A 26,565-nucleotide genomic window follows, 5' to 3' on the forward strand; every position below is an offset into this window, starting at 1 on the left:
GCGGACCCTCGCGCGCTGGTCCGGTTGGGGCGCCCTGCCCGTCATCTTCAACCCGCGGCCGGCGCGTGCGGCGTTCGACGCGGACGAGCCCTACGAGCGGGCCGTAGCGCGCTGGGACGCGGTCAGTGACCTGCGCGAGCAGATCCGGGAACTCCTCTCCGAGGACGAGTGGGCGGCGGCCCGGCACAACACCATCAACGCGCACTACACCGACGCCGACCTGGTCCGCTCGATCTGGGGCGCGGTCCGCGGCCTCGGCTTCACCGGCGGCCGCGTCCTCGAACCCGGCAGCGGCAGCGGCAACTTCATCGGCTTCGCGCCGATCCTGACCTCGACCCCGGTGCAGATGACCGGCGTGGAGGTCGAGCCGACCACCGCGGCGATTGCCCGCCACCTGTACCCGGACGCCGAGATCATCACCAGCGGCCTGGAAGAGGTCCCGCTCGCCGACGGTGGCTTCGACGGCGTCGTCGGCAACGTGCCCTTCGGCCGGTACAAGCGGTTCGACAAGGTCCACAACGCCGACCTGTCGCTCTCCATCCACGACCACTTTGTGCTGAAGTCGCTGTACGCCACCCGGCCGGGCGGCGTCGTCGCGCTCATCACCTCGCGCTACACCATGGACGCGGAGAAGTCGGACGCCCGGGAGCGCATGTACCAGCTCGGCGACCTGGTCGGCGCGGTCCGTCTGCCCGCCCGGGCGCACGCGGCGGCGGCCGGGACGGACGTCGTCACCGACGTGCTGTTCCTGCGGCGCCGGATGCCCGGCGAGGAGCCGGGGGACAAGACGTGGCTGACGTCCCGCAAGCGGGTGCTGCCCGGCCACGACGACGAACTGGCGGTGAACTCCTACTTCGACGCGCACCCCGAGTACGTGCTCGGCGAGCTGCGCGCGGGCTCCCGGGAGTGGGGGCCGGAGGTCACCGTCGTCGGCCGTACCGACCAGGCGCCGGCGGAATCCCTGGCGGCCGCGGCCGCCGCCATCGCGGTGGAGGCCCGGGCCGCCGGGCTCACCGCGGCCGCCGACCAGCGCACCGAGCCGGTGCAGACGATCGTCACCGGCGGCACCGAGGGAGCGCTCGGGCTGGACGCCGAGGGCAACCCCACGATCATCGACGGCGGCCGCCCGGTCCCGCTGGAGATCCATCCCGACCAGCGCGACCAGCTTGTCCAGCTCATCCGCCTCAAGGGCCTGACCCTGAAGCTGTACGAGACGGAGGCGGACACCCCCGAGCCGGGGGAGACTCCGCAGCTCGCGGCGCTCCGCGCGGAACTGCGGGTGGCCTGGCGGGACTACCGCAAGAAGCACCCGCCGCTGACCAAGCCGCGCCAGCACTACGTCTTCACGCCTCCCGAGGCCCGCGAGCAGGCCAAGGCACAGGGCCTGAAGGAGGTCCCGGCCGCGTGGAAGCAGCGCACCGCGTTCGCCTGGATTGACGACGATCCCGACGCCTCGCTGCTGTTTGGCCTGGAGGAGTGGGACGATCGCACGGGCAAGGGCACCGAGCAGAAGGTGCTGCTGACCCGCGTCCTGGAGCCGCGCATCCTGCCAGCCCGGGCCAACAGCCACGAGGACGCCATCGCCCTGGCGATGGAGTACGACGGCGGGCACCTGGACATGAGCCGGGTCGCCAGCCTCCTGGGGCTGGACGAGGAGAGCGCGGCCGCGCAGTGCGCGGACGCCGGGCTCGCCTACCGCGACCCGCTCCAGGACGACGCGTGGGAGCCCCGGCACCGCTACCTGTCCGGCAACGTCCGCACCAAGCTCGCGGCCGCCCGGGAGCGGGCCGCCGAAGACCCGACGTTCCAGGGCAACGTCTCCGCCCTGGAACGGGTCCAGCCCGCCGACCTGGCGCCCTCCGAGATCAAAGCCAAGATCGGCGCCCCGTGGATTCCGGTCGAGACCTACAACGACTTCCTCGCCCACCTGGGCTTCGAGGACGCCAGCGTGCTGCACGCGGGCGGCACCGTGTGGGAGGTCCGCGGCGCGAAGAACGGGGACCTGGCGCGCACCGAGTGGGGCACCAGCTCCCGCCCGACGCAGGACCTGTTCAGCGCACTGCTGCGGCAGGCCGACTCGACCATCCAGGTCACCTACCGCGACAACGAGGGCCGGACCTACGTCGACAAGGCCGCCACGGACGAGGCGCAGGAGAAGGCCCGGCTGATCGCGGAGGCCTTCGAGGACTGGGTGTGGGCCGACGAGACCCGCGCGGCCAACCTCGCGAAGATCTACAACGAGCAGTTCAACAACCTGGTGCTGCCCGAGTATTCGGGCTCCGCGCTGACCCTTCCCGGCCTGATCAGCCGCTGGACGATGAAGGAGCACCAGAACGCCGCGATCCGCCGGATCGTCAACGAGCCGACGGCGCTGCTCGCCCATGTCGTCGGCGCGGGTAAGACGGCGACCATGGCCGCCGGCGCGATGGAGCTGCGCCGCACCGGCCTGGCGAAGAAGCCGTGCCTGATCGTGCCCAACCACATGCTCAAGCAGTGGTCGCGCGACTTCCGGCAGCTCTACCCGAACGCGAAGATCCTGGCGATCACCGCGAGCGACCTGAACAAGAAGCGCCGCGCGAAATTCATGGGCCGGATCGCGGGCGGCGACTGGGACGCCGTGATCCTCACGCACGAGGCGTTCAACCGGGTGCCCCTGCGGCCGGACACCCAGCGCAACTACCTCGACCACGAGATGCAGTCGCTGCGCGACCAGCTCGACGTCGCCGCTCAGGCCGGGATGCACCGCAACACGGTCAAGCAGATCGAGGAGAGCCTGGCCAACGCGGAGGCCAAGCTCCAGCAGCAGATCGAGTCCATGGGCGACGACAACGGCGTCTACCTGGAGGACACCGGCGTCGACTATGTCTTCCTGGACGAGGCGCACGAGTACAAAAACCTGCGCACCGTCTCGGCGATCCCCGGCGCCGCGATCCAGGGCTCGGCGAAGGCCACCAAGCTCCACATGGTGCTGGACTACCTGCGCACGACCAACGAGTCCGACCGCGTGGCGACCCTGGCCACCGGCACCCCGATCGCCAACTCGGTGACCGAGGCCTACGTCCTCAAGCGCTACCTCGCCCCGCAGATCCTGGAGGAGATGGGGCTCGACGCCTTCGACAACTGGGCCGCCACCTTCGGCGAGGTCGTCTCCCAACTGGAACCCGATCCCAAGGGCGACGGGTACAAGTACAAGGCGCGCTTCAGCCGCTTCTTCAACGTGCCAGAGCTGATGAGCGCCTACAGGGTCTTCGCCGACGTGCAGATGGCCGAAGACTTGGACCTGCCCACGCCGCCCGTGCTGGAGAACGAAGACGGGCAGCGCGGCGAGACCGTCCTCATCCCACCGACGCCGGCGCAACGCCAGTTCATCAAGGAGCTGCCGCACAAGCCCTGGGTGCGCAAGCCCGGCGGCGTCCTCAAGGCCCTCGGCGAGGGCCTGCGCGCCTCCGTCGACCTGGACCTGGTCGACGCCACCGAGGCCCTGCGCAACCTCGGCCTGAGCATCACGGCCGACCAGATCTCTAGCGAGGACCCGGCGGGCGGCGGGCGTGTGCTGGACATGGAGAAGGTCGCCGACCTCGCCGACGCCGCCGCCGTCGACATGCGCAGCCTCGGCGGCAGCAAGGAGATGGGCAGCAAGATCCCCTACGCGGCCGAGAAGATCGCGGAGATCTGGCAGGAGACGAAGGACATCGTCTACCCGGTCTCCGGGGACGACCCGACCCCGCAGGAACTGCCCGGCGGCCTCCAGCTCGTATTCCTGGACGAAGGCACCCCCGGCAGCACCGCCAAGCATGCCGCCGACCTGTACGCGGACCTGCGCGACGAACTGGTGCAGCGGGGGATGCCGCGCGAATCCATCCGCTTCATCCACGAGGCGGCCACCGACCGCAAGAAGGAGAAGCTGTTCGCCGACTGCCGCTCCGGACGCGTCCGCGTTTTGGTCGGATCTACGCAGAAGATGGGCACCGGCACGAACATCCAGGACAGGGCGGTCGCACTGCACCACCTGTCCTACCCGTGGCGGCCGGCGGACATGGCCCAGCGCGACGGCCGTATCGAGCGGCGCGGCAACCTCAACGCCCCGTGGATCGAGAACACCCCCGACCACGTCCGCATCCTGTACTACATCACCGAGCGCACCTTCGATGAGTTCCGGCTGACCACCCTCGCCCGCAAGGCGAGGTTCATCGGCCAGATCCAGCGCAAGGACTTCAGCGCCCGAGAGATCGAGGACATCGGCGCCGACGCCATCAACCTCGGCATGCTCTCCGCCCTGGCCTCCGGTGACCCGGCAATCCTGCAACTGGCTGAGGCCACCGCTGAACGCGCCCGGCTCCAGGGCCTGGCCCGAAGCTGGGACCGCCAGCAGGACACCCGCACGCAGCAGCTCGGCGACATTGACGACTTCCTCGCCCGCGCGGACACCGCCCTGGAAGGCATGCGGGCGGCGGCCCCCAACCGGCGCCCGACCACCGGCGACGACTTCGCCATGACCGTCGGAGACGCCACCTACCGCAGCCGCGACGCGGCCGCGAACGCGCTCGGCGCCAAGATGGTCGCCGTCGCCCAGGACCAGTCGCTGCGGCCCGGCGAGCGCGTCCCGGTCGGCACCTTCGGCGGGCAGGACTTCCACGCGGAGGTCGCCTACGGGGCCAGCGGCCGCCGCCAGATGCGCCTGCGCTTCGCCTGGGGATACGTCGTACCGCTGGGCCAGCGCGAGGACCGTGCACAGTGGCAGGCCTCATCCGTCACCCAGTCCAACGGCCGCGGCGCCATCCAGAGCCTGGAGCACTTCCTCAACCACCTGGACGACGACCTCACCAAGCTGGAGCAGTCGGCCGAGTCCCTGCGGGCCCGCCGCGAGGAGATCGTCTCCAACCTCCGCCCGAAGGACGAGAACCCCTACCGCATCCAGGCCCGTTCCAAGGAACGGGAGGAGAAGGCGCTGGGCAAGCTGGTCGTCGCCAACGAGAAGGAGGCCGCCCTCGCCGAGCGGGTCGAACGGGCTGCGAGCGTCAACGAGGACGCGGCCGAGGAGGTCAACGAGGAACTCGAAGCGCTGCGCGAGCACATCGCCAAGCTGCGCAAGACCATCGCCGACGAGCACGAGATCCAGGCCCGGGCCCGGGGCCTGACGCAGGACGAGAACCGGTCCGACGACGCGCCCAACCCTGACGCGCCTACCCCTGCGGAGAAGGCCGCGGCGGAAGCGTTCGCCCAGGACATGGCCGATGCGTTCTTTCCCGAGGACAGCGCCCAACGGCCAACTGCGAGTCCGTCCGCAGGCGGCGCCGAACCCGGGCAGGAGGACCCGCCGGCCGAAGCACAGGACCAGTCCGGCCCGGACGCCGGGCCCGGACAGAGCGCCCCTGAGCCCGCTGGCTCCGGTGATCTCGAGGCGGAGCCGTCCCCCGGCCCGGTCACGCCCGAGGCCGCGGGCGACGATGCGGCCGACGACGAACAGGACAGGGAACAGCGGTTCAGGGAGGCGGTGGACGACCTCTTCTCCGGCGCCGTGCCGGAGCCGGAGGAGCCTGCCTCGCCCGAGGAGACGGCACCGCTCCAGGAACTGGTCGACCTGTTCGGCGACCGGGTGTCGGTCACGCACATCGGCGGCCCGCAGCCCCCGGCGGAGTCTGCCACCGAGGCGCCCGCCGGTGAGCCGGACACCCCTGCCCCGCAGCCGGAGCAGCAGCAGCCGGAGCCGGAGCAGCACACCGGCCCCTCGCCGGCCATGGCCCGGTGCGCGGCCGTCCTGCGGTACTACGAGCCGCTGTTGCAGCGCCACAAGCTGTCCGGCCGCGACGTGGTCGCCTACATCGACCGGCCCGGCGTCGGGTTCTCCTACGACCCGGACAACCCGCTGCCCGAGCTGATCCACCAGATCGGCAAGGTCGCCGAACGCGTCGGCGGGTCCTACCGCGTCAGCTACAACGAGTGGGTCAACTACCAGGTCGGCGAGCGCCGTCAGCAGCAGAGCGACGATCTGACAAACCTGAACCTGGACCTGCTCACCCTGTACCAGGGGGAGACCGACCCCCTGTTCATGGTCGACCTGGAGGCGATCCTCGCCGCCCCGCCCGGAACCGTCATCGAGCTGCCGTCCGAGGCGCAGATCGAGGCGGAAGAGGCGGCCGCCGCCCGTATCGTGATCGACCACGACGCGGAGGGCACCGAGGTCCGCAACACCCCGCGCGGCGGGGACCAGCGCATCCGGGACGCGCTGAACGACCTGAACTTCCAGTGGTCGCGCCGTCAGCAGAAGTGGTACCAGCGCCGCGCCACCCCCTTCGAGGACCGCGACACGGCCGTACGCGGCCTGCGCGCCGCCTTCGAGCGGCTGGGCGTCGTCTACACCTACAACGGCCCCGACCAGCACGACACAGAAGAGACCACTGAGGCCGCCCCGCAGGAGACCGAGGCCCCGACCGGGCCGGTGCAGACCGAGCCCACTGCGGACGTCTCCGCCATGCATGACGCGGTCCTCGCGCCCGTCCGCCAGTCCGCCGGGTGGGCCATCATGGCGGTCCTCAGCGAAGACCAGGTGCGCGGACTGGTCAGTGCCGTCGCAGTCGACGGCCAGCCCGTCAGTACCCAGTCCCGGCGCCTGCCGGGGGACCACGTACGGGAGTGGATCGCCGAGCAGCGGCAGACGCCGACGACAGCCTTCTACGCCTCCGACAGCAGCGACCTGCCCCCCGCCCTGCGCGCCGCCGGCGACGTGCGCCTGTCGACCCACATCAACGGGCTGACCATCACGCAGGGCGACGTGTCTTTCAGGACCCCTTGGGAACACCTCCCTGCCTGGATCGACGCCGCCGTCGCGCACGACACCGCCACCCGCTCCAGTGACCTGCCTGCGTGGCGCTATGGCCGTCTGGACCACGAGATCCATTTCCGGATCGAGGAGCGCAACGAGTCCGCAGCCCTGGCGCTCCGTGCCCTGGCCATCGCCTTGCGCGAGGCCGCCCCACCCACCGACGAACAGTTCGCCGAAGCACGGGCCAAGTGCGCTCCGGTGGCTGCGGCCGCCGACGCTGAGCCCGAGCCGGACACGGTCAGCCCTGAGCCCGCCCCGCCGGCCGCCGCCGAATCGCAGACCGAGCCCGCCGCACCCGGCGACACGGGGGCGCCGGAGAACGAGCCGGAGGACCCGGAGGCCGACGACACCGACACCGACACCGTCCCCGCAGCCGAGGACACGGTGGTCGTGCAGACGCCGGACGGGCCCGGCACGGTCATCGGCACCGACGACGGCGACCTGGTGCTGGTCACCACCCAGTCCGGCACGCGGGTCTGGGAACGCGGTGAGGTGCAGTGGCCCGACGGTTCGGCCCAGCCGGAGAACACCGACCGGGCCGCCAAGGAGCGGCAGAACGCCGCGGACGCCGCACAGGCCGCGACCTCCGAGGGCATCGAGCTGCGCTACGGCAACGGCAACCGGCTGGTCGACCTGGACACCGAGGCCGGACACGGCACCGTGGTCGACGCCGACGGCGCGGTGATCGGCTGGGTCCGCGCCCGCACCGGCGACGACGGCCGCCGCTACTGGTGGGCGCAGGATGCACGCGGCGGCGCCCCCGATGACATGCCCTACCACGAGTCGCTGCCGCCCACGGCGGGCGTACCGGCGATCCGGGCGGCCGGGAGTATCCGCTCCGAACTGCACGCGGTCAAGGAACCGACACACCGCTGGCCCGTCTCTGCCGAGTACGCCGCCCGCGAGGTGCGGCTGACCACGGCGCAGGTCCGGGAGCTGCGTCGCCTGGTGCTCGATGCCACCTACTCGGACGGCACCCCGATCGAGCCGCCGGAGTGGGTGGCCTCGCACCGCAAGTACGTCCTGACCGCCGGGCAGATGCAGGCCCTCGGCGACGCGGCGCAGGCCGCCGCCGACGCGTTCCCCGGCGTCACCGCCGAGGAACGGCGCACCGCCCGCGTGCTGCGCAACGCCGCCGAGCGCTTCGAGTTCGAGGTGTACGACACCGCCCGGTGGCGGGCCACCATTCCGCCGATCGGTGAGACGGACCCCTACGCCGGGCCCTACCAGCCCCGCCCCCGGCCGGAGACGCCCGAGGCGGTGCAGGAGACGACGGAAGCGCCCGCCCCGGCCCCTGAGCCCGCGCAGACCCAGACGCAGGCCTCCGCCGCCAGCGAGGTGGACCCCGCGGCCCCGGCGGACACCGGCGCCCCAGTACCGACCGGAGAGCCGGAGGAGGCCGACCCCGCCGACCCGCAGGACGAAGACAGCGCTCAGACGGCACCGGACACTCCAGCACCGGACCCCGCGCTCACGGCGGCCGCCGACCCCGGGCCGCCGGCCGACGCAGCACCCGAGGGCGTCGGAGCCGAGGACGAGGAGTCGCAGCTCGACCTCTTCCCCAGCGAGACCCCGGAGGCCCCGGCGCCGACGCGTCGACCCTCCGGCCGACGGCGCGTCAGCCGGAGGGAGCCCGCCATCCACCCGCGCGCCGAGGGCGGCCCGGAGGATGGACGGCTGGGCGTGTACGGGCACGCTGGGCACGGCGAGTGTGACCGGTGCGGCACCCCCGACACCGACCGCTACACGATGGTGTGGAGCTGGCACAGGGGCACAGAGGACGGCGGCGCCATGGCCGCCGAGTGCGGGAGCTGTGTCGAGCTGACCACCGGCCTGTCCTACAAGGAGTACCAGCGCCAGGCCGACGTCGCCGAGGCCCGGCGCGGCGGCCGCCGCATTGTTCCCGTCCCGCACGCACAGGGCGATGTCACCGGCAGCCGCACGGCCGAGAACGAATGGACCTACGTCCACCAGCCCACCGGCAAGCGTTACCGCCTCGCCGAGGAAACCCCCAGCGGATACCGCGGGTTCGTCCTGCGGGACCTGTACGGCATCTCCCAGGGCACGGGCATCTTGACGAGTTCCGGCTACGAACTCGCGGAGCGGGCGGCCCTTGGCCGCACTGCGGAGACCCACCCGACCAGCAGCGACGACTGGGTGTTCTTCAACTACCGGGACGACGGCGGCAAGCTGACTCTGTACGAGGGCGAGAACATCAGCAGCCGTCAGCCCAACAGCCCGCGCGGGAGCGGGCCGTTCGAGCACGGCCCGCGCTGGGACGTCACCGTCGGCGGCACCGACTACCAGGTGGAGATGGTCTACCAGCAGGGCCAGCCCGGCGAGGACGGCCACCGGTTGGAGGTCACCGCCCCGGACGGCACCAGCACCCGCCACGTGCACTGGGACGGTGTGCTGGAGTGGGCACGCGAACGCGTTCGCGTGCCCGAACCGGACCGGGCGGCCGTACCACTGGCCGCGCCGCTGGCCGAGGTCGAAGAAGCCCTCACCGCAGCGGAGGGCATCCGCGAAGGCATCCAGCGCCGCAGCACCACCACGGCCCTGGTCCAGGCGCGCGAGGCCTGGGAGCGGGCCCGGGCCCAGTACGAGGCCGGTCGGCTCGCCGAAGGGGACGGTCACCTCGCCACGGCGCGCAGTCACGCGATCCTGGCCCGGTACCGGGAGAGCAGCCACGCCGACTTCCGGCCGCTCATGGACGCCGTGTGCCGGTTCCACGACGCGGTGGACGAGGTCCTCTACCCGGGCGGAGCTGGCTGGCGGCCGGCGGTGGGCGACTACGTCCGCGCCCGGCACCGTTTCGTGCCCGAATCCGATGGCTTCTGGATGAAGGTCACCGCGATCGGGGCCGACGGCATTCATGTCGAGTCCGGCTCGACGGGCGATGCCAAGGCCGTCGTGCCGCCCACCGACCTTGGGCCGCACGCTGATCTGCCCTGGCAGGAACAGCCCTCCCGTGCTCCCGGTGAGCCGAGGGCGTCGGACCAGGAGCGGCGGGACCTCCTTGGCATGCCGCCGCAGCCGGTGCCCGAACCTGCCTCCGTGCAGCAGCAGAGCCCGCCCGCCGACCGGGACGAGGAACAACTGGACCTTTTCGCAGCCGCGGCCCCGGAATCACCTGCCGCCCCGGAAGAAGGGGCACCGGCGGCCGACCCGGTCGACACCACGGCGGCCGACGCCGAGGCGCCACGCGAAGGCAGTCTGGGCCTGGTCGACGGCGAGACCCTGACGTACCGAGGCCACTTTGACGGCCGCTACGAGATCACCCTCCCGGGCACCAGCTACCTGCTGTTCCTACCCTCCATCGAGTACCGGCGCACGAAGTTCGCCGTCGCATCGAATGAGGACCCGGACGCCATGTCCCCGAAGCGGCTGCGCCGGTTCGAGGAGGCGGAGGAGATCATGCCCTGGGTGCGGGCCCACGCCTCCAGGCAGCAGACCGGTTACGTCTTCCGTGACGGCGCATGGAGTGAGGCCCCGCAGACCGTCGCACCGGAGCCGCTGGCGGACACCGCGGCCGCCGAGGACGAACAGCTCCCCCTCCTCGGGACCGGCGAGACTGCTCCCGGCCCGGACACCGCCCCCAGCCCGGACACGGCAGCCGGAGAAGAGGGCCCGGTCGCCCCCGACGCGTCGCCCGACGAGGAGACCGCGCCGGACGACGCACCCGCGCCGCAGAGCGCAGATGAGGACCCCGACCAGCAAGACCAGGAGGAAGCAGTGGCAGACGAGCCGGAACCCAGTGTCGTCGCGACGGACGTCCCGGCCGCCGCCCCGACCGTGGAAGACCTCCCGGCTGAAGCCGAGGCGCAGGAGACAGCGGAGCCTGGCGTGGACGTCGAAGACCCGCCCGCGCCCCGGACCTTCACCGAGACGTTCCCGCTCCCCGCCGACGCCCGCTACCAACTCCGGCTGACCACGGTCGAAGGCGAGGGCCCCCGCAACGGCGAGCTGCTGTACGGCGAGGCCACCGTCGCTGAAGTGCGTCTGTCCGCCTCCGACCGCTGGCTCGCCCGGCTGACGGTCGACGGCATGCCCGCCGACGTCACCGAACTCAACGGCTCACCCATGGATGCCGCACGTCAGGGCGCCGTGATGTTCGCGGTCGTCACCGGGGAGCCCTACGGAGAGCCGCCGGTCGCCGTCAACGTCCGGGGCACACAGTCACGGGCGGACCGGCTGCGCATCGAACTACGCACCACCGCCGAGCAGCAACTGCGCACCATCACCCTTGCGGCCGCGCGGGCGAACCCGAATTACCCGCAGAATCCGCAGTTCCAGGCGCTGAGCACCCAACTCAGGCGCCTCGGTGCGGCAGATGTGGAAGACCACGGATCGCGGCAGATGGCTGTGAACCTCGCCGCGGTCCAGGAGGCGGTCAATGCCTGGGGAGCCGCGCTGCCGGCGGACCCCGTCGATGAGCGTCAGTTCCTCGCCTTCCCGCTCATGAACCTGCTGCACGAGACCACACGCATGCAAGGGCGCCTCCAGGCCACCCTGGACGCGATGCTGGCCGACCGTGCCGCAGCCCGGGAACAAGAGGCCGCAGCCGCAGCGGCCGCCGCACCGGCCGAACCCGACCGCGACGACACTGTGCAGCAGGCCCCCCCGGCGCCGGAGCCCGTTCCGGACCCGGCGGCCGTCGAGACGGCGGAGCCGCTCGAGCCCGCCGATACACCCGGCCCGGAGCCGGTTCCCGAGGCGACCGACCAGCCTGCCCCGCTTCCTGACGCTCCGGAGGAAACCGAGATGGCCACGCCCGCCCGCCCCGTAACACCCGAGGGCCCGGCGGCCCCCGGCCCGGACGGCGCTGCCGAGCCGGGCGAGGAACAGCCCCCGGCGGACATCACGCAGCGCGAGGGCCACGTCGAACGGCCCGGGTCCGCCGAGCCCGCGCCGCCCGCCGCAGCAGAGCCGGAGACCGACCTGCCGCTGTGGACCGGCCCGACGGAGCCCTCTGGGCCGGTGGAGGACCGCCCGCTCGATGTCGTCGCCGACTTCGCGGCCGTCCAAGAGGCGTGGGACGAACATGTGCCCGCCGACAAGGGCACGGGCGCGGACCTGTTCGCCACCATGGAGGAGGAACTCCAGCGGCTGGAAGCACTGTTTGCCGAAGCCATCTCCAAGCTGAACCCGCCCACCGAACCGCAGCCAGTTCCCGAGGCGGCGTCGGCCACCGAGGCACAGCAGCCCGCCACCGTCGCCCCGGCGGCCGCGGAACCTGCCGAGCCGGAGAAGGCGCCGGACCGTGACCCGCAGCAGTCGGCGGACGAGGTCAACGCGGCGCTGCGGGAGGCCGACACCCACGCGCCTGCACTCCGAGACCTGCCGGAGTGGCAGCGCATCCAGAGCGTGCGGGGTGCCTTTGGCCACCTGATGCACGTCATGAAGGAGCGGGCGGGCGAGCACTTCGGCAAGCTCATGGCCGACGGTCGCGTCTCCGACTTCTTGCGCCGGGTCTCGATCGCAGCCTGCGAGAAGGTCGCCGGGCTGGCACAAGCGGCCGCCGACAAGCTGCGCCGCCCCGATGAACGCGGCACGGACAAGCGCGAGGCGCTGCCGAGTGCGGAGGCGCTCCTGCGGCTGGGAGATGCGGCCCTCGAGTACCGGGGACCGCGACGTGCGGGTGGCGGTACTCCGCCCCCGTCCGCGAGCGGCGCGGCGGACCCGGCGGCCATTCCGGCAATGCGGAAGATGGGGGCGGCCCTGGACCGGCCGATGCCCGGAGCCAAGCGCGGGGTGTCCACGGCTGCCGCCCGCGGCCGGTCCACCACCACGAAGCGAGGGAAGAAGCCCGCCCCCGGCGGCAGCACCGAGCAGGCCGGGCACCTTCGTCGCGGTGGCGCCGAGCAGCCGCAAGCACGCAAGCCCACCCAGCGCTGACCGTTCCAGCCGGAGCCCGGGCACAGAGCCCGGGCTCCGGCCCGGCCTCGTGAAGTGGTCTATCTGGCCAGATAACCCGCACGCCCCTACCGGGTGATCGTTGTCTGTGAGGCGTACCTGCTGCGCACGCCTGTAGTTGGGGAAGCGTGACACGACTGATGATCGCTGCCGTAGCGGCAGCCACTTTTACCGCCACCGCCCTTTTCTCCGGTCCCGTGCCGGCCGCAGCGTCTGGCTGTGGCTACAAGGCCACGACCACTGTTCACTTCCGCTCCGGTCCCGGCAGCGGTTACGTGTCGCTCGGTCTTCTACGGAAGGGGGACCGGGTGGGTAACCCACAGGAGAAGCGGGACGGGTGGTGGAAGACGTGGACCATGGACCGCACCGCGTCCGGTATCAAGTCCGGGAAGACGGGATGGGTCAAGGCCAGCTACCTGCGTAAGGCAGTCTGCATGCAGCTGGACTGAACCAGGGGGGGCGGGCTGCCTGGCGGTCCATGGTTCCTGTCTCAAGGCCGTGCAGGGCTCCGGAACGACCCTGGTGTTGCCTTCGTCAGGTCGTGCGGCGTGAGCCGCGGCCACCGGGTGTGGTGGCGGCTTCGGTGACGTCCCAGCCCTCGTCGAGGCCCTCTGGCTGCCGCCCGGAGCCTTGTTGGGGCGACCGTCCTTCAGGCCGCGATCGAGGTCGGGCGCGCGGTGGTCAGCTCTCTAGCCCTGCTGTGTACGTCCTTCACGGCCGTGGAGTCGTAGTAGCGGGCCGCGTCCAGCAGGGTGTTGAGCCGGGAGGCCACCAGGGCGGAGTCGATCCGTGCCGCCTCGGCGAGTGCCTGATGGGCCGCAGTGACGCCCTGCTCCACCTCGCCCTCTTCAAACAAAGCCGCCGCCAGCCCGATCCGGTCCATGACCTTCACGCGGTCGAAGCCGGGCCTGCGCAGCTGTAGCGCGTCGTGGAAGTGGGTGCTGGCCCGGTCGTGGCGGCCGTCCAGTGCGGTCAGGTCGCGGGCGGAGACGGCTCGGGCGCCGGCGTGCTCGGCGGGATCGAAGTACGCCACCCAGTCAGGGGTGTGCACGAGTCCGTCTGCGAGCAGTTGGTCGGCTTGGGTGAGGTGCTGCTCGGACTCATGGCGGTTGCCCAGGGCGGCGTGTACTCGCCCGGTCTGGGAGGCGACCAAAGCTTTCGTTGAGGGCAGCGTGGCCTTCTGCGCGGCGATGCCGAGGAGCCCGAGGGCGTCCTTGGGGTGACCGAGGTAGATCATCTGATGGGACATGCGAGTGACGATCTCCACCCCGCGGTCCGGTTGCCCGGCCTCGGTGGCCGCGTACACGCCGTAGGTCCAGTAGCGCTGGGCCTGCGCGTATCGGCCGCAGTCGTGACTGGCCCATCCCGCCAGTGCCGCCAAGTCGGCGGTAGCTGCGAAAACCCGGGTCTTCAGGGAGGGTGGGACGCCGTCCTGGATGCGGCGGGCGACCTCGGCGAGCTGAGCAACGATGGCTGAGCGGTACAGGCCGCCGCCCCGGGAGGCGTCTGCGCCAGCGAAGAAGCGGGTGACCTCCTCCAGCGCGGTGACGGTGTCGGTGTCGAAGCCTTTCGTGCTGCTGCCGAGCGTACGGGCGGTTCCGCCGAGCGTCCGTTCGGCGGCGAGGATGAGCGGGGCGCCAAGGGCGAGCTTGAGGGTGTCGCGGCGGTTCACTATGAGGTCCATCTGCGTCCATCCGGCCAGGGTCTGCGCGGCTGCCTCGCGCAGCAGCGGAAGCTGGATGCCATCCAGCATTACTTCATTACCCATGAGACCAAGGTCGCCGGGGGTGAGCTGCTGGCCGACCTTCTCTGTGAGGACTTCCGCCAGCAGTGCAGGCACCGGCGGGCGTGGCCTTTCGCCGTCGATCCAGCGTCGGACCCGGGTTGCGTCGGGGGCGATCTGCGTGTGGCCTCGCGCGTTGGCCAGTGTGGCGACGCGGCGGGCGATTTCACCGTGAGACAAGCCTGATGCTGTGATCCACAGTTCGAGGAGTGCGTTACGGGATCCGCTGGCCATGGCCGTCGCCGCCTTCGGCTCGTGTCACTGCATGTGACGGATTCGCCACCGTTCGCGACACCTACGGTACTGGTGAAGACGCCGTGTCGCGCGGATTCTTCTTATGCGGCCGCAGCGAGGCGGGGTGCGCCCCGTGGAGGAAAGTCTCGAGTTCGCCTGAGTGAGAGGAGGCATAGGAGGCGTTGAGGGCAACTGCCTGCCGGTGAGCTCGATCAGGAACCGACTGGTCGCCCGTCCTGCAAGTACAGGGGGTGTCCGGTGCGCAGTGCATCGCACGCGAGCGTAAGGCGGGCGGCCTGCTGCGGGCCGATGAGTGGTTCCCAGTCTTCTGGCGTCCGCAGGTCCCAGGCGTCGTGTTCGTGGGACAGCGTGACGGAGAACTGCGCGCGGTCCACACGCGGCCCCCTGAAGAGGAACTGCGCGTACGGGTCGAGGCCAGTCGGCCGGTACCAGTCCACTCCCAACAGCTGAGGACAGACGGGCAGCTGGTGGCCGGTCTCTTCAAGCACCTCGCGGACAGCGGCCTGCCATGGGTCCTGACCGTGTTCGACGGTTCCCCCTGGGAGCTGCCAGGAGTCCTCGTAGGTGGCGTGCAGCAGCAGTACCCGGAACTCGGCGTCGTGGAAGACGGCGGCCGCGGCTGACGTACTGCGTGCCATCGATGCCAGCCATTCCTCATAGGTCGGCTGCTGCACTGCCATGTCGTTCCCTTCGCTTGATCCGTGACCTGCCGTCCCGAGCCTGCCACGTCAGCTCAACCAACCGTTGAGGGCCGGGCCTACGACGGCCGGAATCGAAGGAGATTCCCCATGGATGACCAGTTCGACGTCGTTATCGCCGGGGCTGGACCTGCGGGTCTGGCCTGCGCACACACGCTGCAGGACCGTGCGCCCCATCTGCGGGTGCTCCTGCTGGAGGCGGGGCGGGCCTTCCGCCGCCGGCCGTGCCCGGTGGACCGCGGTCTGCGGTGCACGGGTTGCGGCGGGGTGTGCAACGTGATCTCCGGGTTCGGCGGGAGCATGCACTACGGCGACGGCGCGAAGCTGAGTCTGCTGCCGTCGGGCCGCCGTCTGATCCCCCACTTGGGGGCATCCGTCGCGCACCAGCTGTGCGCGGACGCATACGCCTGGCTCACCTCGGCACTGCCTCAGCCCCCGGTGCTGGCCGGTGAGTCCCTGTCCGGCCATGCCGTCTCCGCGTTCGACGCCCACGGCCTGTCCATCCGCGAGTACCCGGTCGCGGTCCTGGGAGAGCAGGATCTCGGGCAGGTGATCGAGGCCTGCCACGAAGGGCTGCGCGCGCAGTGCTGGTACCTGAGCGAGCTGGCTGAGGCACAGCCGCGCGTCGGCGGCGGCATGGTCGTGAAGGTGGCAACCCGCCACGGCGTGAAGGAAGTGCACGCCGGACACGTCGTACTCGCCACCGGCCGCCGGGGCGTGACGGCAACGGCGTCGCTGCTGCGGCAGCTGGGCGTGGCGATGACCCCGCCGGACCTGTCCGTCGGCGTGCGCTTCGAAATGGACGCACGGCTCCTTGCCCCGATCGGCACCGAGCACCCTGACCTGAAGATCAGTCAGCGGGACACAGCCGTCGTGCACAAGGTCAAGACCTTCTGCTTCTGCGGCGGCCCCAACGGGGGCCGGCTGAAGTTCACCCACTACCACAACGCCTTCGGCCCAGCTGTCATCACGCTCGACGGGCACGAGACGACCGACCGGATCCCTGCCGAGCGGCCGCTCGCCGCGAACTTCGGCCTGCTGTGCCAGGTGCAGGGCCGCGGGAACGCCCAGCAGGCCCAGGAGTCCTTCCTCGGCACCTACCGGGCTCTGACCCAGGGGCGTCCGTTCGCCCAGACGCTGGGCAGCTTCCTGAGCTGCACCCCGGACACCATGGCGTGGCCCGACCTTCAGCAGCGCCTTCCGTACCAGCCCTCCGTCCTGGACCTGACCACCGGCCCGGTCCACGAGCTGTTCACCCCCGAGGAACACGCCAGCCTGACCGCGGGCCTGGACCGCGTCCTGGGGTCGATTCTGCGGCACGCCGGCATCGAGGCGTCCATCGGCGACCTCGCGGATCAGGTCCTGGTCGTGGCGCCCGAGCTGGAGTTCGTCTGGGAGCAGCCCGAGCTCGACGCCGGGTGCCGCGTACCGGGCCTACCGGTGCACGTGGTCGGCGACGCGGCCGGGGTCGCCCAGGGCATCGTCCAGGCCGCCATGATGGGCATGGCCGCAGCCCAGGCCATCGCAGCAGCGCAGCCCGGTTCCGCGGCCGGAGTCGCGCGGTGAAGCGCCCGGAGGCTGGGACCCTCGACGACCTCTACCCGCCTGGCGCCCTCGCCCTGCCGGTCAACCCCGCCCTTCCGGCGCCGCGCCTGGCCGCGCCGCCGGCCGAGCGGACCAACGACGGCGACTACCGCGCCTACTACGGACCCAACATCCGCGCCGAATACCCCGTGGACGGCTGCGCCGACCGTGTGGCGGTCATCGACAAGGCATGGCCGCACAGTCTGCACGACGTCATGCTGCTGGCCGCCAGCGACCACGGGCGGCACACCAGTGTCACCGACACTCCCGACCCGCTGCTGGAGGCACTCCTGCGGGCCGCGCTGACGTATACGGATGTCGTCTGCGACCCAGAGACCGTGCACACCTTCGGGCTCGACGGCGGTCAGCTCACCGTCGGCTGGAACCACGACCGTACGCTCGACCGGGACAACGGCCAGTGGTGGGACAAGACCATGCACTGGCACCTCAACCTGTACCCCAAGCTGGTCCGCCAGAGGGTGAAGCCCACGTCGCTGCGCGACATCGCCGACGCGACCCTGCGGCGGTCCCTGGTCGATCCCGTTGCCTACCTCGCTCAGCACGTCGCCCGCGACGCCCTGAAGGAGTACGCGCTGCCCGCAGGCTGCCGGCTGCTGCCGATCAGCCCGCACCAGGACGCCACGCGGCTGCTGCCCGTCGGCCTGAAACTCCAGCTGCCCGGCTGGCCGTTTCTGGCCACGCCGCAATGCCGGCACCTCCTGCGTACGCTCCACCAGGCTGCCGAGAGCGGCTACCGGCAGGTCAGGGACGCCTTCACCGGCTCCCCGGACTCCGCTTTGCCATGGTCCCGGCCCAGCCTGCTCCCGCCCGACCAGGTCGACAAGCGCCTCACGCGCCTGGCGTGGCTGTCGCCGCACTCCCGCATCCTGCTCATGCGGTTGCGGCACGTCCTGCGCGATGTCACCGACCGCGAACTGCTCCTGCTGCGTGCGCGGCCGAAGCTGGCCAACCGGTGCTTGACCCTGGCCGACCTCAGCTACAACCTCACCCTGTTCAGCCCGACTCCGGTCGGCCCGCACTTGCCCGCCTCCCGTGCCGTGTTCCTGGTGATGCAGCTGAAGGTGTTCAGCTACGTCGGACACGCGCCGGCCATCGGCCGGGCCGTCGCCAGTGTCATCGACCGTCACCACGGGCCCGTGATGGACGGCGGTCTCCTCGCCGAGCGCCGCGCCTTCCAGAACACCTACCTCGCCCGCCTGCGGACGGCACTGTCCGCCCCCACGCCCGTCCCGGAGGTGAACCGGTGATCGACTCAGACGTCCTCGGCTTCTACAACCTCGGCCTGGAGCAGACACGGCTCCAGGACCCGCGCCGCTCGGTCGAGTTCTGGCGCACCCGCGATGTCCTCGCCCGCCACCTTCCCCCACCGCCCGCCACGGTCCTGGACGTCGGCGGCGGCCCGGGCGCCTATGCCCTCGCTCTGGCCGACGACGGCTACGACGTCACCCTCGTCGACCCCGTCCCCCTGCACATCTCGCAGGCCACCCAGGCCTCCCGCGCCCACGAGCGGGCGCTGCGCCGGGCCTTGTGCGGGGACGCCCGCGAGGTGCCCGTAGACGAGCAGCACGACGCGGTGCTCCTGCTGGGGCCGCTCTACCACCTCATCACGGCTGACGACCGCGCCCGGGCGTGGTCCGAAGCCCGCCGCTGCGTGCGGCCCGGAGGCGTGATCGTTGCCGCCGCGGCGTCGCGGTACTACGCCTGCTGGGAATCCCTCGCCTCGGACAAGATGCCGCTGCCCGGCGTCGCCCAGGCCCTGGAGATGCAGTTGCGCACTGGCGAGTACCGCAACCCCAGCGGCGAGGAACGGCTGTGGACCACCGCGTACTTCCACGCCCCCGACGAACTCGCCGCCGAGGCCCGCTCCGCCGGACTCCTCGTACGCTCTCTGGTCGCGGTGGAAGGGCCCGCGAAGCTGCTGGGCGACCTTGGCGAGCGCATGGCCGACCCGGAGCGCCGGCAGCACGTCCTGGACACTCAGCGGCGCATCGAGGAGGAGCACAGCGTGCTGGGCCTGTCCCAGCACATGCTGGCCATCGCCGAACGGCCGGCGGACCGGTGACCGAGGACACCGGCACGAACGCGCTGCTGTTCGCCGTCTCGCGGTGGATCGACGGCACGCCAGCCAACCGGGAACGTGATCCCGAAGCCCTGCTGTGGGGGCGTACCGCCAAGGTGAGCGAGGAAGCCGGGGAGGTCGTCGCCGCTCTCATCGGCGCGCTCGGCCACAACCCGCGCAAGGGGGTATACGACACGCTGGAGCACGTCGAGTACGAACTGCTGGACTTGGCGATGACAGCACTGTGCGCGACTGCTCACCTCTACACCCGTAAGGGCCAGGCGCCTGACCTCCTCACTCTCCTCGACCAGCACGTCCGCACGGTGGCCGAACGAGCCGGACTGACACAGCCGCCCTGACGGGTGGACACGCCGGGGCGCCGACCGACTCTCCAAGTCGCGCCCCGGCCTGCGCAGTTACAAGGAACAGGGACCTGCTCGATAGGCTGCCTCGGCCGCCACGAGGGCGAGGACGGGACAGGAAACGGTGGGACAGATGCGGAACATCGCGGTTTTCGGCGCCGGATACATCGGCTTGGTGACCGGGGCGTGCCTGGCAGAGCTCGGACACACGGTCACCGTCCGCGACATTCAGCCGCACCGCGTGGAGAGCCTGCGCCGCGGCGAGGTGCCCATCTACGAACCGGGCCTCAGTGAGCTGCTGGCAAACAACGAGGACCGGCTCAGGTTCACGCTGGACGCGCAGGAAGCGCTCCAGCACGCCGAAATCGCCTACGTCTGCGTGGACACCCCGCCCACGCCCTCCGGGGACGCCGACCTGTCCCGCGTATGGTCCGTCATCGACGACCTGCGAAACGCCCCCCACCTGGCCGCCGTCGTCATGAAGTCCACCGTGCCCGTAGGTACCGGCGAACAGGTACAGAACGCGATGACCGCCGCCGGTCTCGGCCATGTCGGCTATGCGTCGAACCCGGAGTTCACCGCCGAGGGCAAAGCCGTCCATGACTTCCTGCACCCCGACCGCATCGTGATCGGTACTGCCGACCCGGTGGCCGCGGAGCTCGTCGCCAGCCTGCACAAGGGCGTCGACGGACCGGTGCAGACGATGAGCATCGCATCGGCGGAGATGGTCAAGCTGGCATCGAACGCCCTGCTCGCAACGAAGATCACATTCACCAACGAGATCGCAGCCGTGTGCGAGGCGACCGGCGCCGATGTGGAAGAAGTCGCGGCCGCCGTCGGGATGGACCACCGGCTCGGCCCCCACTTCCTGAAGGCCGGACTCGGCTACGGCGGGTCCTGCTTCCCCAAGGACTCCCGCGCACTGCGCGCAATGGCCTCGAACTCCGGTTACCCCTTCCAGCTGCTCAGCGCCGTGATCGAGGTCAACGATCTCCAACCGCGACGGGCCATCGCGCGACTGAAGGAGCAGATCGGTGGCCTGCGAGGACGGCGCATCGCCCTGCTGGGTCTGACCTTCAAGCCGGGCACCGACGACATGCGCGAGGCGCCCAGCGCGATCATCGCCGCCCGGCTCCTGTCCGAAGGGGCGCAGGTCACGGGCTGGGACCCTATGGCACATCCGGGTGCAGAAGCACCGTGGGACCAAGTGGAGCGCAAGAGCGACGTCATCGACGCGGTCACCGACTGCGATGCCGCCATGGTGGTGACCGAGTGGCCGGAGCTGGTGGACGTGGACTGGGCCAAAGCCGCGCAGGCGATGAAGAACCCTCTCCTCTTCGACGGCCGCAACCTGCTCAACCGCCAGGACCTCGTGCGGTACGGATTCACCTGCATGGGCGTCGGCAGGATCACCGCCCTGCCGAAGTAGCGGCCCCAACCCCGCCCGACCCGGTTCAGCCCAGCCGCATGCAGACCGACGTGCGGAGGCAGGACGCCGTGACTCACCCCGTCGTCCCGGCCGGGGCGCCGCAACATCGCCGACTCACCTCTTAAGAGGTGAGTTCAGGAGAGGTGAAGGGCGGGGCCGGTTCGCTCGCTTGGGTGATCACGCCGGGCGCGGCGTCTCGGGACGGATGGTGCATCAGTTGAGCCGATCATGAAGAAGATGATGCTGGCCGCCGTGGCGGCGGCCCTCACCGTGACCCCGGCTGCGGCCGCTCCGACAATGGCGGCGCCGTCCGCTGTCTCCGCACCGAGTGCGAAAGCGTGCGCGAAGAAGTGGGAGGTCACCGGCAAGAAGGTCGCGGTCCGGATGCCGCAGGGCAACCAGCCCGTGGCGTCGCCGGACTCGCCGGTCGTGCGCTACCTGTACCGGGGGGACGTGGTGACCTCGTGCGTCGAGGCGATTGCCCGCACGCAGAGCGGCCCGGCGTACCACAAGTGCGGCCGCGGGGGACACGTCTGGAGGATCGTCCGGGGAGGCCAGGTGCCCGCCACGTGCCTGAAGCGTCTGTGACGGTCACCGCGTCCTAGTCGAGCATGCGCAGCGCACTGTCCGGACGGCAGTGTGGGCAGGCACTGACACCGTCCGCGAGGGCGCGGCGGGCCTGGTCCTGCTTGATCCCCTTGCTGCGGGCGCCTGCGTTCCAGCAGTCGCCGACGTGGACGTAGACAGGCAGGCTGTCCCGGTTCAGCCCTTGCTCCAGGAGCCAGTCGGGCGGGGCGGGCCTCTCCTCTGCGCCGCGTCGGCGCTCGGCTTCGCGGCGTTCCTCGTCGGCGATCCATTGGCGGGTGCGGTCCAGGTCGCGCAGCTGCACCCGCTCCAGAAAGCGGAGCTGCGCCAGACGCGCCGAACCTGGATCGTTCATGCGTTCGATTCTATGGTGTGTCGGTCACGCATCGATCCAGGGGTGGGCGAAACGGGGACGTCATGGAGCCCGCCGACCTGCTCGACCAGCACGGCATCGAGCCGACCGGCCTGGATGCGGCTCCGGGCCCGCCCGTGCGGCGGGAGGCGCTGGCCCGCGTCCAGGAGATGCCGCCCCGGCCCTGCACGGTGTGCGGCGACGCTGCGGCCACCGCCCGCGCCGTGTGCTTCCCGAACGCGGGGCGCACTGGGTGGATCTGTGCTGGAGCCACGGGATGGCGACCCGCCCCCGCACCCACCTCCCGGGAACGCTGGAGGGCATCGTCGCGGACCTGCGGGCGGCAGCCCGTGAAGCTGACTTTCCAGGGGCGGAGAGGATCTCGTTCTATTCTTCGTTCGAGGCGGCTGCCCGTAGCCGCCGGGATGGCGAGGACCCCCGATGACTGCCCCTGTACCGCCCGTCAGTGAGCCGGACGCTTCGGCGCGCACGTGCCCCGGCGATCAGGTCGGCCCGTGCTCTGCGTGCGGCCGGCCGACCCACAAGTACGGCTCCGGAGCCCTTTCGCCGTTGTGCCAGTTCTGCGACGCCAAGGCCGTCCAGCGGTGGGGCGGGAAGCTGCGCGCCAACTGACACACCCCCGCCCGAAAACTTTAAAGTTTCTCGCGAACCTAGTTGCCCGGCAATTTTTAAAGTTCTAGTGTGGGGGTGTGCCGGGCAGTCCGCCGGGCGCCGCCATCCGCCGCGTCAGGCGGACTTGCAGTCGAGGGGGCACCGGCCGATGCGCAACGTGATCTCGAACGTCACCAGCAGCGATGTCAGCGACGAGTACGCCGAACAGGTCAAGGAGCTGATCGCCGCCCAGAACCCGCAGCGGGAGACCACCCAGGTCAACGAGTGGGGACAGACCGACTTCCGCGTCCGCCTCCACACCTACGAGGCGCCCGGCTCGGGCGAGACGATGTGGGCCGTCGACTACAGCGACCCGGTCGTCCGTGAGGTGGAGGAGAGCGACTCCCAGACGGAGGCCGACGCCCGCTACGAGGCGCTGGTCCGCGACGGCGCCGAGAACCTGGGCACCGACGACGACGGCCTCCAGGAGCGGTTCGCGGTGACCGACGTCGACGGGGTGCCCGGCCCTCTGCCCGAGCTGCCCGACGTCACACCAGAGCACGTCGAAGAACTCCTCGACGAGGCGGGCGACCCCGTGCTGTACCTAGCGCTGGACGACGACGGCGACCCGGTCCTGCGCATCGGCCAGGCCGACCAGGTCGACAGCGACGTCACCGTGCTCACCCGGTCCCAGGTCCTGGACGAGCTGCGTCTGAGCGACGGCAGCAGCCGGGTCACCGCCGAACACGCGGCCCGCGAGATCCACGACTTCGCCATGGAGACCAGCCTCATCGCCCACGCGCGGACCGCGACCGTCCGGCGGACCGCGGACGTGCTCTTCACGGTGCCGACCGCCTGACCGCCCTCCGTCCTTCTCCCCCGGGGGCCGCCGTGCCGGCGGCCCCTTCTCCTGCCGTCCGAGGGAGCCTCTTCGCCGTGCCTATCCCGTACCTGCTCACCACCGAGTCCTGGCTGCCCGTGTGGGACCTGGACACCAGCACACCCCGCACTGTCGGCCTGCACGAGGCCCTCGTGCGCGCCCACCGCCTGGTGCTGTCCGTAGCCCGCTCCGAGGACGTCGCCGCGCTGCGTCTCCTGGTCGCCCTCTACGACGCGGCTGCCGCCCCGCGCGAGGCCGCCGAGTGGGACGCCGCCTGGAGGGCCGACACGCTCGACACCGGCGCGGTGACCGCCTACCTGGAGCGGTGGAACGACCACTTCGACCTCTTCCACCCCGCTCACCCCGCCCTGCAGAGCGCCGCGCTGACCGAGTACGCCCGCGGCCCCGAGGCCCTCCACCCGGGCAGTCTCGGCGGCGACTCGGCGGCCTGGTTCAACCCCGCCCTGTACGGCCCGCTCCCGCCCTACCCGGCCGACGAGGCCGCGCTACTGCTGCTGCACCTGCTCACCTACGACGTCGCCGGGATCAAGCGCGCCGCGCCGGGTGACCCCGCCACCAAGGGCGGCAAGGTCTACGGCTCCAAACTCGGTCCCGTCGCCTCGGCCACCCACTGCCACCTGACCGGGCGGACCCTGAAGGACACCCTCCTGCTCAACCTGCCCCCCGCGCCGCGCGCCCCCGGTGACACTCCCGTCTGGGAGCGCGACACCCCACCGGCCGTGACGCGTACCCGTACCCCCGCCGGCCGCCTGGACCTGCTCACCTGGCCCAGTCGCCGCCTCCGGCTGCACGCCACCGACACCGGCACCGTGGACGCCGTCGCGCATCACGACGGCGACCGCATGACCGACGCCTGGCAGCAGACCAGCCCCCTCGACCCGATGACCGCCTGGTCCACGAGCAAGGCCGGCCAGCCGACCCCCTTCCCGTTCCTCGACCTCAGCGGCTGGCCCCAGCCCTGGCGCGCCGCCGTCCTCCTCGACAGCACCCGCGAGCACAGTGCCGTCATCCAGCACGTCACAGCCGCAGCCCAGCGCGGCGCCCTCGAACCCGACCTCCTCGTGCGCGGCGTGCTCTCCACCACCGTGCACTCCAACCGGCACGCTTCCTCGATCAGCGACATCCCCGTCGCATCCATGGAGCTGGGCACCGCCGGCCAGCTCGCCGACCCCGCCGCGCGCGAACAGCTGGCCAACATGGCCCGCTACGCCGGTGCCATCGGCCGCAACCTGCGCCTGCATGCCGTCACGATCTCGGGACGGTCCTCCGCCCAGGTGGCCCCCCGGATGCTGCTGGCTGATCTGGACACCGCCTGGAGCCAGGCCGTCGACTTCCACAGCGACGCCCCCCAGGACGCCCGCGAGCTGTGGTCCGACGCCGTGCACGAGGCGGCTGAGCGCTGCATCGACGCCTTCCCCTTCCGCCCCCTCGAAGCGGCCAAGCTCCGGACCGTCTACCGGACGAATCCTGACCCCCAGCCCAAGCAGCGCACAGCGAAGCCCCGCACCCCGAAACCGACCGGATCCAGGCCCGCCGGCGCCGGGCAGCGCGGCCCCGCCGTCACCGTCTACGACGTCCTCGGGGGCAGCTACACCCTCTCCCAGCTCAGCAAGCACCCCGACTGCGTCGTGTCCTACCCGACCCTGCGCAAACGCGTTGACGACGGGTGGGACGTCACCGAGGCCGCCACCACGCCCGGCTCCCGAGGCTCACGCGGCGGCGCTCAGCAGTGACCTACCGACCAGATGCGGGACCCGTGCTGTCAACCAACTGGCCGACGTCATTATCGGCCCGGTTCTCGTATAGCTACGGTAGATGGACATGTAGCGGGAGTGACAGGGCATCCGAGTCTGTCGCGGTAAATACGCGGTTTACCGCGACGGACGGCCCGCGGCCTCTGCCCGGTAGATGTTGGCCACTGAGGAGCTCTGGCCCCCTTATCCGCTACCGGGGGGGCAACGAGAGAAGATCTCCTCAGCGATCTGCCGGTTCCCCACGCAGCCAGACCCACGTCTTCGCACCCACAATGCCATCGGCCTTCGACCCATGGGCCCTCTGGAGCCGCTTCACCGCAGACTCCGTTCCCGCCCCGAAGTAGCCGTCCACGCCCTTCGGGCCCACCGGGTAGCCGTGATGCTGGATCAGCAGGGCCTGGATTTCCTTCACCTTGGCTCCCGCATCACCGCGATCGGTGTACGCCGCCCCCGAGTAGTAGCCGCAGTACGCACCGTCCACCGAGTCCTTGCACACCCCCGCCTTGGCCCCAGCGGCGAAAGCCTCACTCGCCAGACCGACCGGCACTACAGCCCCAGCCAGCACGGCGGCCGCAGCCACCGACAACCCCGCACGCTTCAGCACGCCAGCACTCCTTCCAGCCCGGCGGGCCCGGCCCGCCACTTGGGATACTTGGCAACGAAGCTATCCCCGCACCGGCCGAAGAGGCGGTATACCGAAGGGGCGTACAAGAGCACACGCTGTATCGCCCAGCGCACAACACCCCACCGGGTACAGGCGCCCTTACAGAGCTACTTGTCACTTCGCCGCAGCGGGAGTGCAGGACCGAGGAACGCCGTCTGGCCGAACGCCGCCGCGCACAGGCAGCGCGGCCACCCGAACCGGACTGGCTGCTGGAGCAGGGCCTCAGCGGGCAAACACCTCCGGTCTACGTCCAGGCCCGGTACTCCCGAAGCTACAGCGAAGTGACAAGTAGCTGAGAGTGATGCTCTGGGGTTAACTCCCTCTGGTGGTGCTCTCCCCGATAGCTTGCCGCTGGTAGACCTGGCAGAAGGGGTTGAGTGGTGGCGAAGCGGTGGGTCCGGTACGTGGTGCCGGTGATGGTCGAGGTCGATGTCGACGACGACAAGGTGACCCGTGTGGTCACGCTGCCGGAAGAGGTTCGCGAGGACCGCGACGACATGGGCCACTTCCTCATCTACGACGAGAAGTTCGTCCGCCGGTCTGGTGATGACCAGCCCCAGGTTCACGCCTTCTGCGTGGGAGAACCGCGATGGGCGGACGACCGATTCCGCGTCGGCGGTCCGGCGAACTGGCCGGAAGGTTGGGAGGAAAGCTTCGGCCGGGATGAGTCCGACGACCTGTACGAGGAGATCAGCCCGTACGAGCTGCGCGAGCGGTAGAGCCCCCGCTGGGCCCGGTACTCCCGAAGCTGCGGCCAGGTGCCAATT

The 26,565-nt window shown here is 71.0% G+C and carries 15 protein-coding genes; 11 read left to right on the forward strand and 4 right to left on the reverse strand.

Features of this window, described 5'->3' with window-relative positions; genetic code table 11:
- Positions 1 to 346 precede the first annotated feature (346 nt).
- Together QC283_RS37040 and QC283_RS37045 are read left to right on the forward strand one after the other, a co-directional pair.
- Positions 347 to 12,721 carry a DEAD/DEAH box helicase family protein gene (locus QC283_RS37040; protein WP_279566187.1) on the forward strand — a complete coding sequence of 4,125 codons (12,375 nt, stop codon included), beginning with the start codon at positions 347 to 349 and terminating at the stop codon, positions 12,719 to 12,721.
- Between the two features lie 326 nt (positions 12,722 to 13,047).
- Positions 13,048 to 13,188, forward strand: coding sequence for a hypothetical protein (locus QC283_RS37045; RefSeq protein ID WP_279566188.1), 141 nt, complete (start codon positions 13,048 to 13,050; stop codon positions 13,186 to 13,188).
- Positions 13,189 to 13,388: 200 nt separating this feature from the next.
- Here QC283_RS37045 and QC283_RS37050 read toward each other — a convergent pair whose 3' ends face one another.
- Positions 13,389 to 14,507 (reverse strand): Tat pathway signal protein, encoded by a 1,119-nt coding sequence (locus QC283_RS37050; RefSeq protein WP_279566189.1) that lies wholly within the window; start codon positions 14,505 to 14,507, stop codon positions 13,389 to 13,391.
- A gap of 461 nt (positions 14,508 to 14,968) precedes the next feature.
- Positions 14,969 to 15,457: an NUDIX hydrolase gene (locus QC283_RS37055; protein ID WP_279566190.1), complete on the reverse strand. Its 489-nt coding sequence runs from the start codon at positions 15,455 to 15,457 to the stop codon at positions 14,969 to 14,971.
- Between the two features lie 108 nt (positions 15,458 to 15,565).
- Between QC283_RS37055 and QC283_RS37060 the strand changes: the two genes are divergently transcribed.
- From QC283_RS37060 to QC283_RS37085, 6 genes are all read left to right on the forward strand, one after another.
- Positions 15,566 to 17,041 carry an FAD-binding protein gene (locus tag QC283_RS37060; protein WP_279566191.1) on the forward strand — a complete coding sequence of 492 codons (1,476 nt, stop codon included), beginning with the start codon at positions 15,566 to 15,568 and terminating at the stop codon, positions 17,039 to 17,041.
- Entirely contained in the window at positions 17,038 to 18,327 is a 1,290-nt protein-coding gene (locus QC283_RS37065) for a hypothetical protein (RefSeq protein WP_279566192.1), read from the forward strand. Before QC283_RS37060 ends, QC283_RS37065 begins: the two co-directional genes overlap by 4 nt.
- A complete protein-coding gene (locus QC283_RS37070; RefSeq protein ID WP_279566193.1) occupies positions 18,324 to 19,142 on the forward strand; it encodes a class I SAM-dependent methyltransferase in 819 nt (272 codons plus the stop codon). Before QC283_RS37065 ends, QC283_RS37070 begins: the two co-directional genes overlap by 4 nt.
- Positions 19,139 to 19,498, forward strand: coding sequence for a MazG-like family protein (locus QC283_RS37075; RefSeq protein WP_279566194.1), 360 nt, complete (start codon positions 19,139 to 19,141; stop codon positions 19,496 to 19,498). The genes QC283_RS37070 and QC283_RS37075 overlap by 4 nt, the downstream gene beginning before the upstream one ends.
- Before the next feature lie 136 nt (positions 19,499 to 19,634).
- Entirely contained in the window at positions 19,635 to 20,930 is a 1,296-nt protein-coding gene (locus QC283_RS37080; RefSeq protein ID WP_279566195.1) for a UDP-glucose dehydrogenase family protein, read from the forward strand.
- A gap of 228 nt (positions 20,931 to 21,158) precedes the next feature.
- Entirely contained in the window at positions 21,159 to 21,518 is a 360-nt protein-coding gene (locus QC283_RS37085; RefSeq protein ID WP_279566196.1) for a hypothetical protein, read from the forward strand.
- Positions 21,519 to 21,531: 13 nt separating this feature from the next.
- On the opposite strand, the gene QC283_RS37090 is transcribed toward QC283_RS37085, so the two are convergent.
- Positions 21,532 to 21,870 carry a DUF6233 domain-containing protein gene (locus QC283_RS37090; protein ID WP_279566197.1) on the reverse strand — a complete coding sequence of 113 codons (339 nt, stop codon included), beginning with the start codon at positions 21,868 to 21,870 and terminating at the stop codon, positions 21,532 to 21,534.
- Between the two features lie 778 nt (positions 21,871 to 22,648).
- On the opposite strand from QC283_RS37090, the gene QC283_RS37095 reads away from it, so the two are divergent.
- Both QC283_RS37095 and casA read left to right on the forward strand, forming a co-directional pair.
- On the forward strand, positions 22,649 to 23,338 hold the full coding sequence (locus tag QC283_RS37095) for a hypothetical protein (RefSeq protein WP_279566198.1): 690 nt from the start codon (positions 22,649 to 22,651) through the stop codon (positions 23,336 to 23,338).
- Positions 23,339 to 23,415: 77 nt separating this feature from the next.
- Positions 23,416 to 25,113 (forward strand): type I-E CRISPR-associated protein Cse1/CasA, encoded by a 1,698-nt coding sequence (gene casA, locus QC283_RS37100; RefSeq protein WP_279566199.1) that lies wholly within the window; start codon positions 23,416 to 23,418, stop codon positions 25,111 to 25,113.
- 241 nt (positions 25,114 to 25,354) lie between these two features.
- On the opposite strand, the gene QC283_RS37105 is transcribed toward casA, so the two are convergent.
- Positions 25,355 to 25,738 carry a peptidoglycan-binding domain-containing protein gene (locus tag QC283_RS37105; protein WP_279566200.1) on the reverse strand — a complete coding sequence of 128 codons (384 nt, stop codon included), beginning with the start codon at positions 25,736 to 25,738 and terminating at the stop codon, positions 25,355 to 25,357.
- A 440-nt stretch (positions 25,739 to 26,178) separates the two neighbouring features.
- On the opposite strand from QC283_RS37105, the gene QC283_RS37110 reads away from it, so the two are divergent.
- Positions 26,179 to 26,517, forward strand: a complete 339-nt coding sequence (locus QC283_RS37110) for a hypothetical protein (protein WP_279566201.1) — start codon at positions 26,179 to 26,181, stop codon at positions 26,515 to 26,517.
- The last annotated feature ends 48 nt before the right edge of the window (positions 26,518 to 26,565 follow it).

The sequence above is a fragment of the Streptomyces sp. DH41 genome (assembly GCF_029813785.1).
Lineage (GTDB): Bacteria > Actinomycetota > Actinomycetes > Streptomycetales > Streptomycetaceae > Streptomyces.

Coding starts and splice junctions, on each gene's coding strand:
- QC283_RS37040 (WP_279566187.1), top strand. CDS start 347: ATGACCGGCGTGGAGGTCGAGCCGACCACCGCGGCGATTGCCCGCCAC.
- QC283_RS37050 (WP_279566189.1), bottom strand. CDS start 14,507: ATGGGTAATGAAGTAATGCTGGATGGCATCCAGCTTCCGCTGCTGCGC.
- QC283_RS37055 (WP_279566190.1), bottom strand. CDS start 15,457: ATGGCAGTGCAGCAGCCGACCTATGAGGAATGGCTGGCATCGATGGCA.
- QC283_RS37060 (WP_279566191.1), top strand. CDS start 15,566: ATGGATGACCAGTTCGACGTCGTTATCGCCGGGGCTGGACCTGCGGGT.
- QC283_RS37080 (WP_279566195.1), top strand. CDS start 19,635: ATGCGGAACATCGCGGTTTTCGGCGCCGGATACATCGGCTTGGTGACC.
- QC283_RS37085 (WP_279566196.1), top strand. CDS start 21,159: ATGAAGAAGATGATGCTGGCCGCCGTGGCGGCGGCCCTCACCGTGACC.
- QC283_RS37090 (WP_279566197.1), bottom strand. CDS start 21,870: ATGAACGATCCAGGTTCGGCGCGTCTGGCGCAGCTCCGCTTTCTGGAG.
- QC283_RS37095 (WP_279566198.1), top strand. CDS start 22,649: ATGCGCAACGTGATCTCGAACGTCACCAGCAGCGATGTCAGCGACGAG.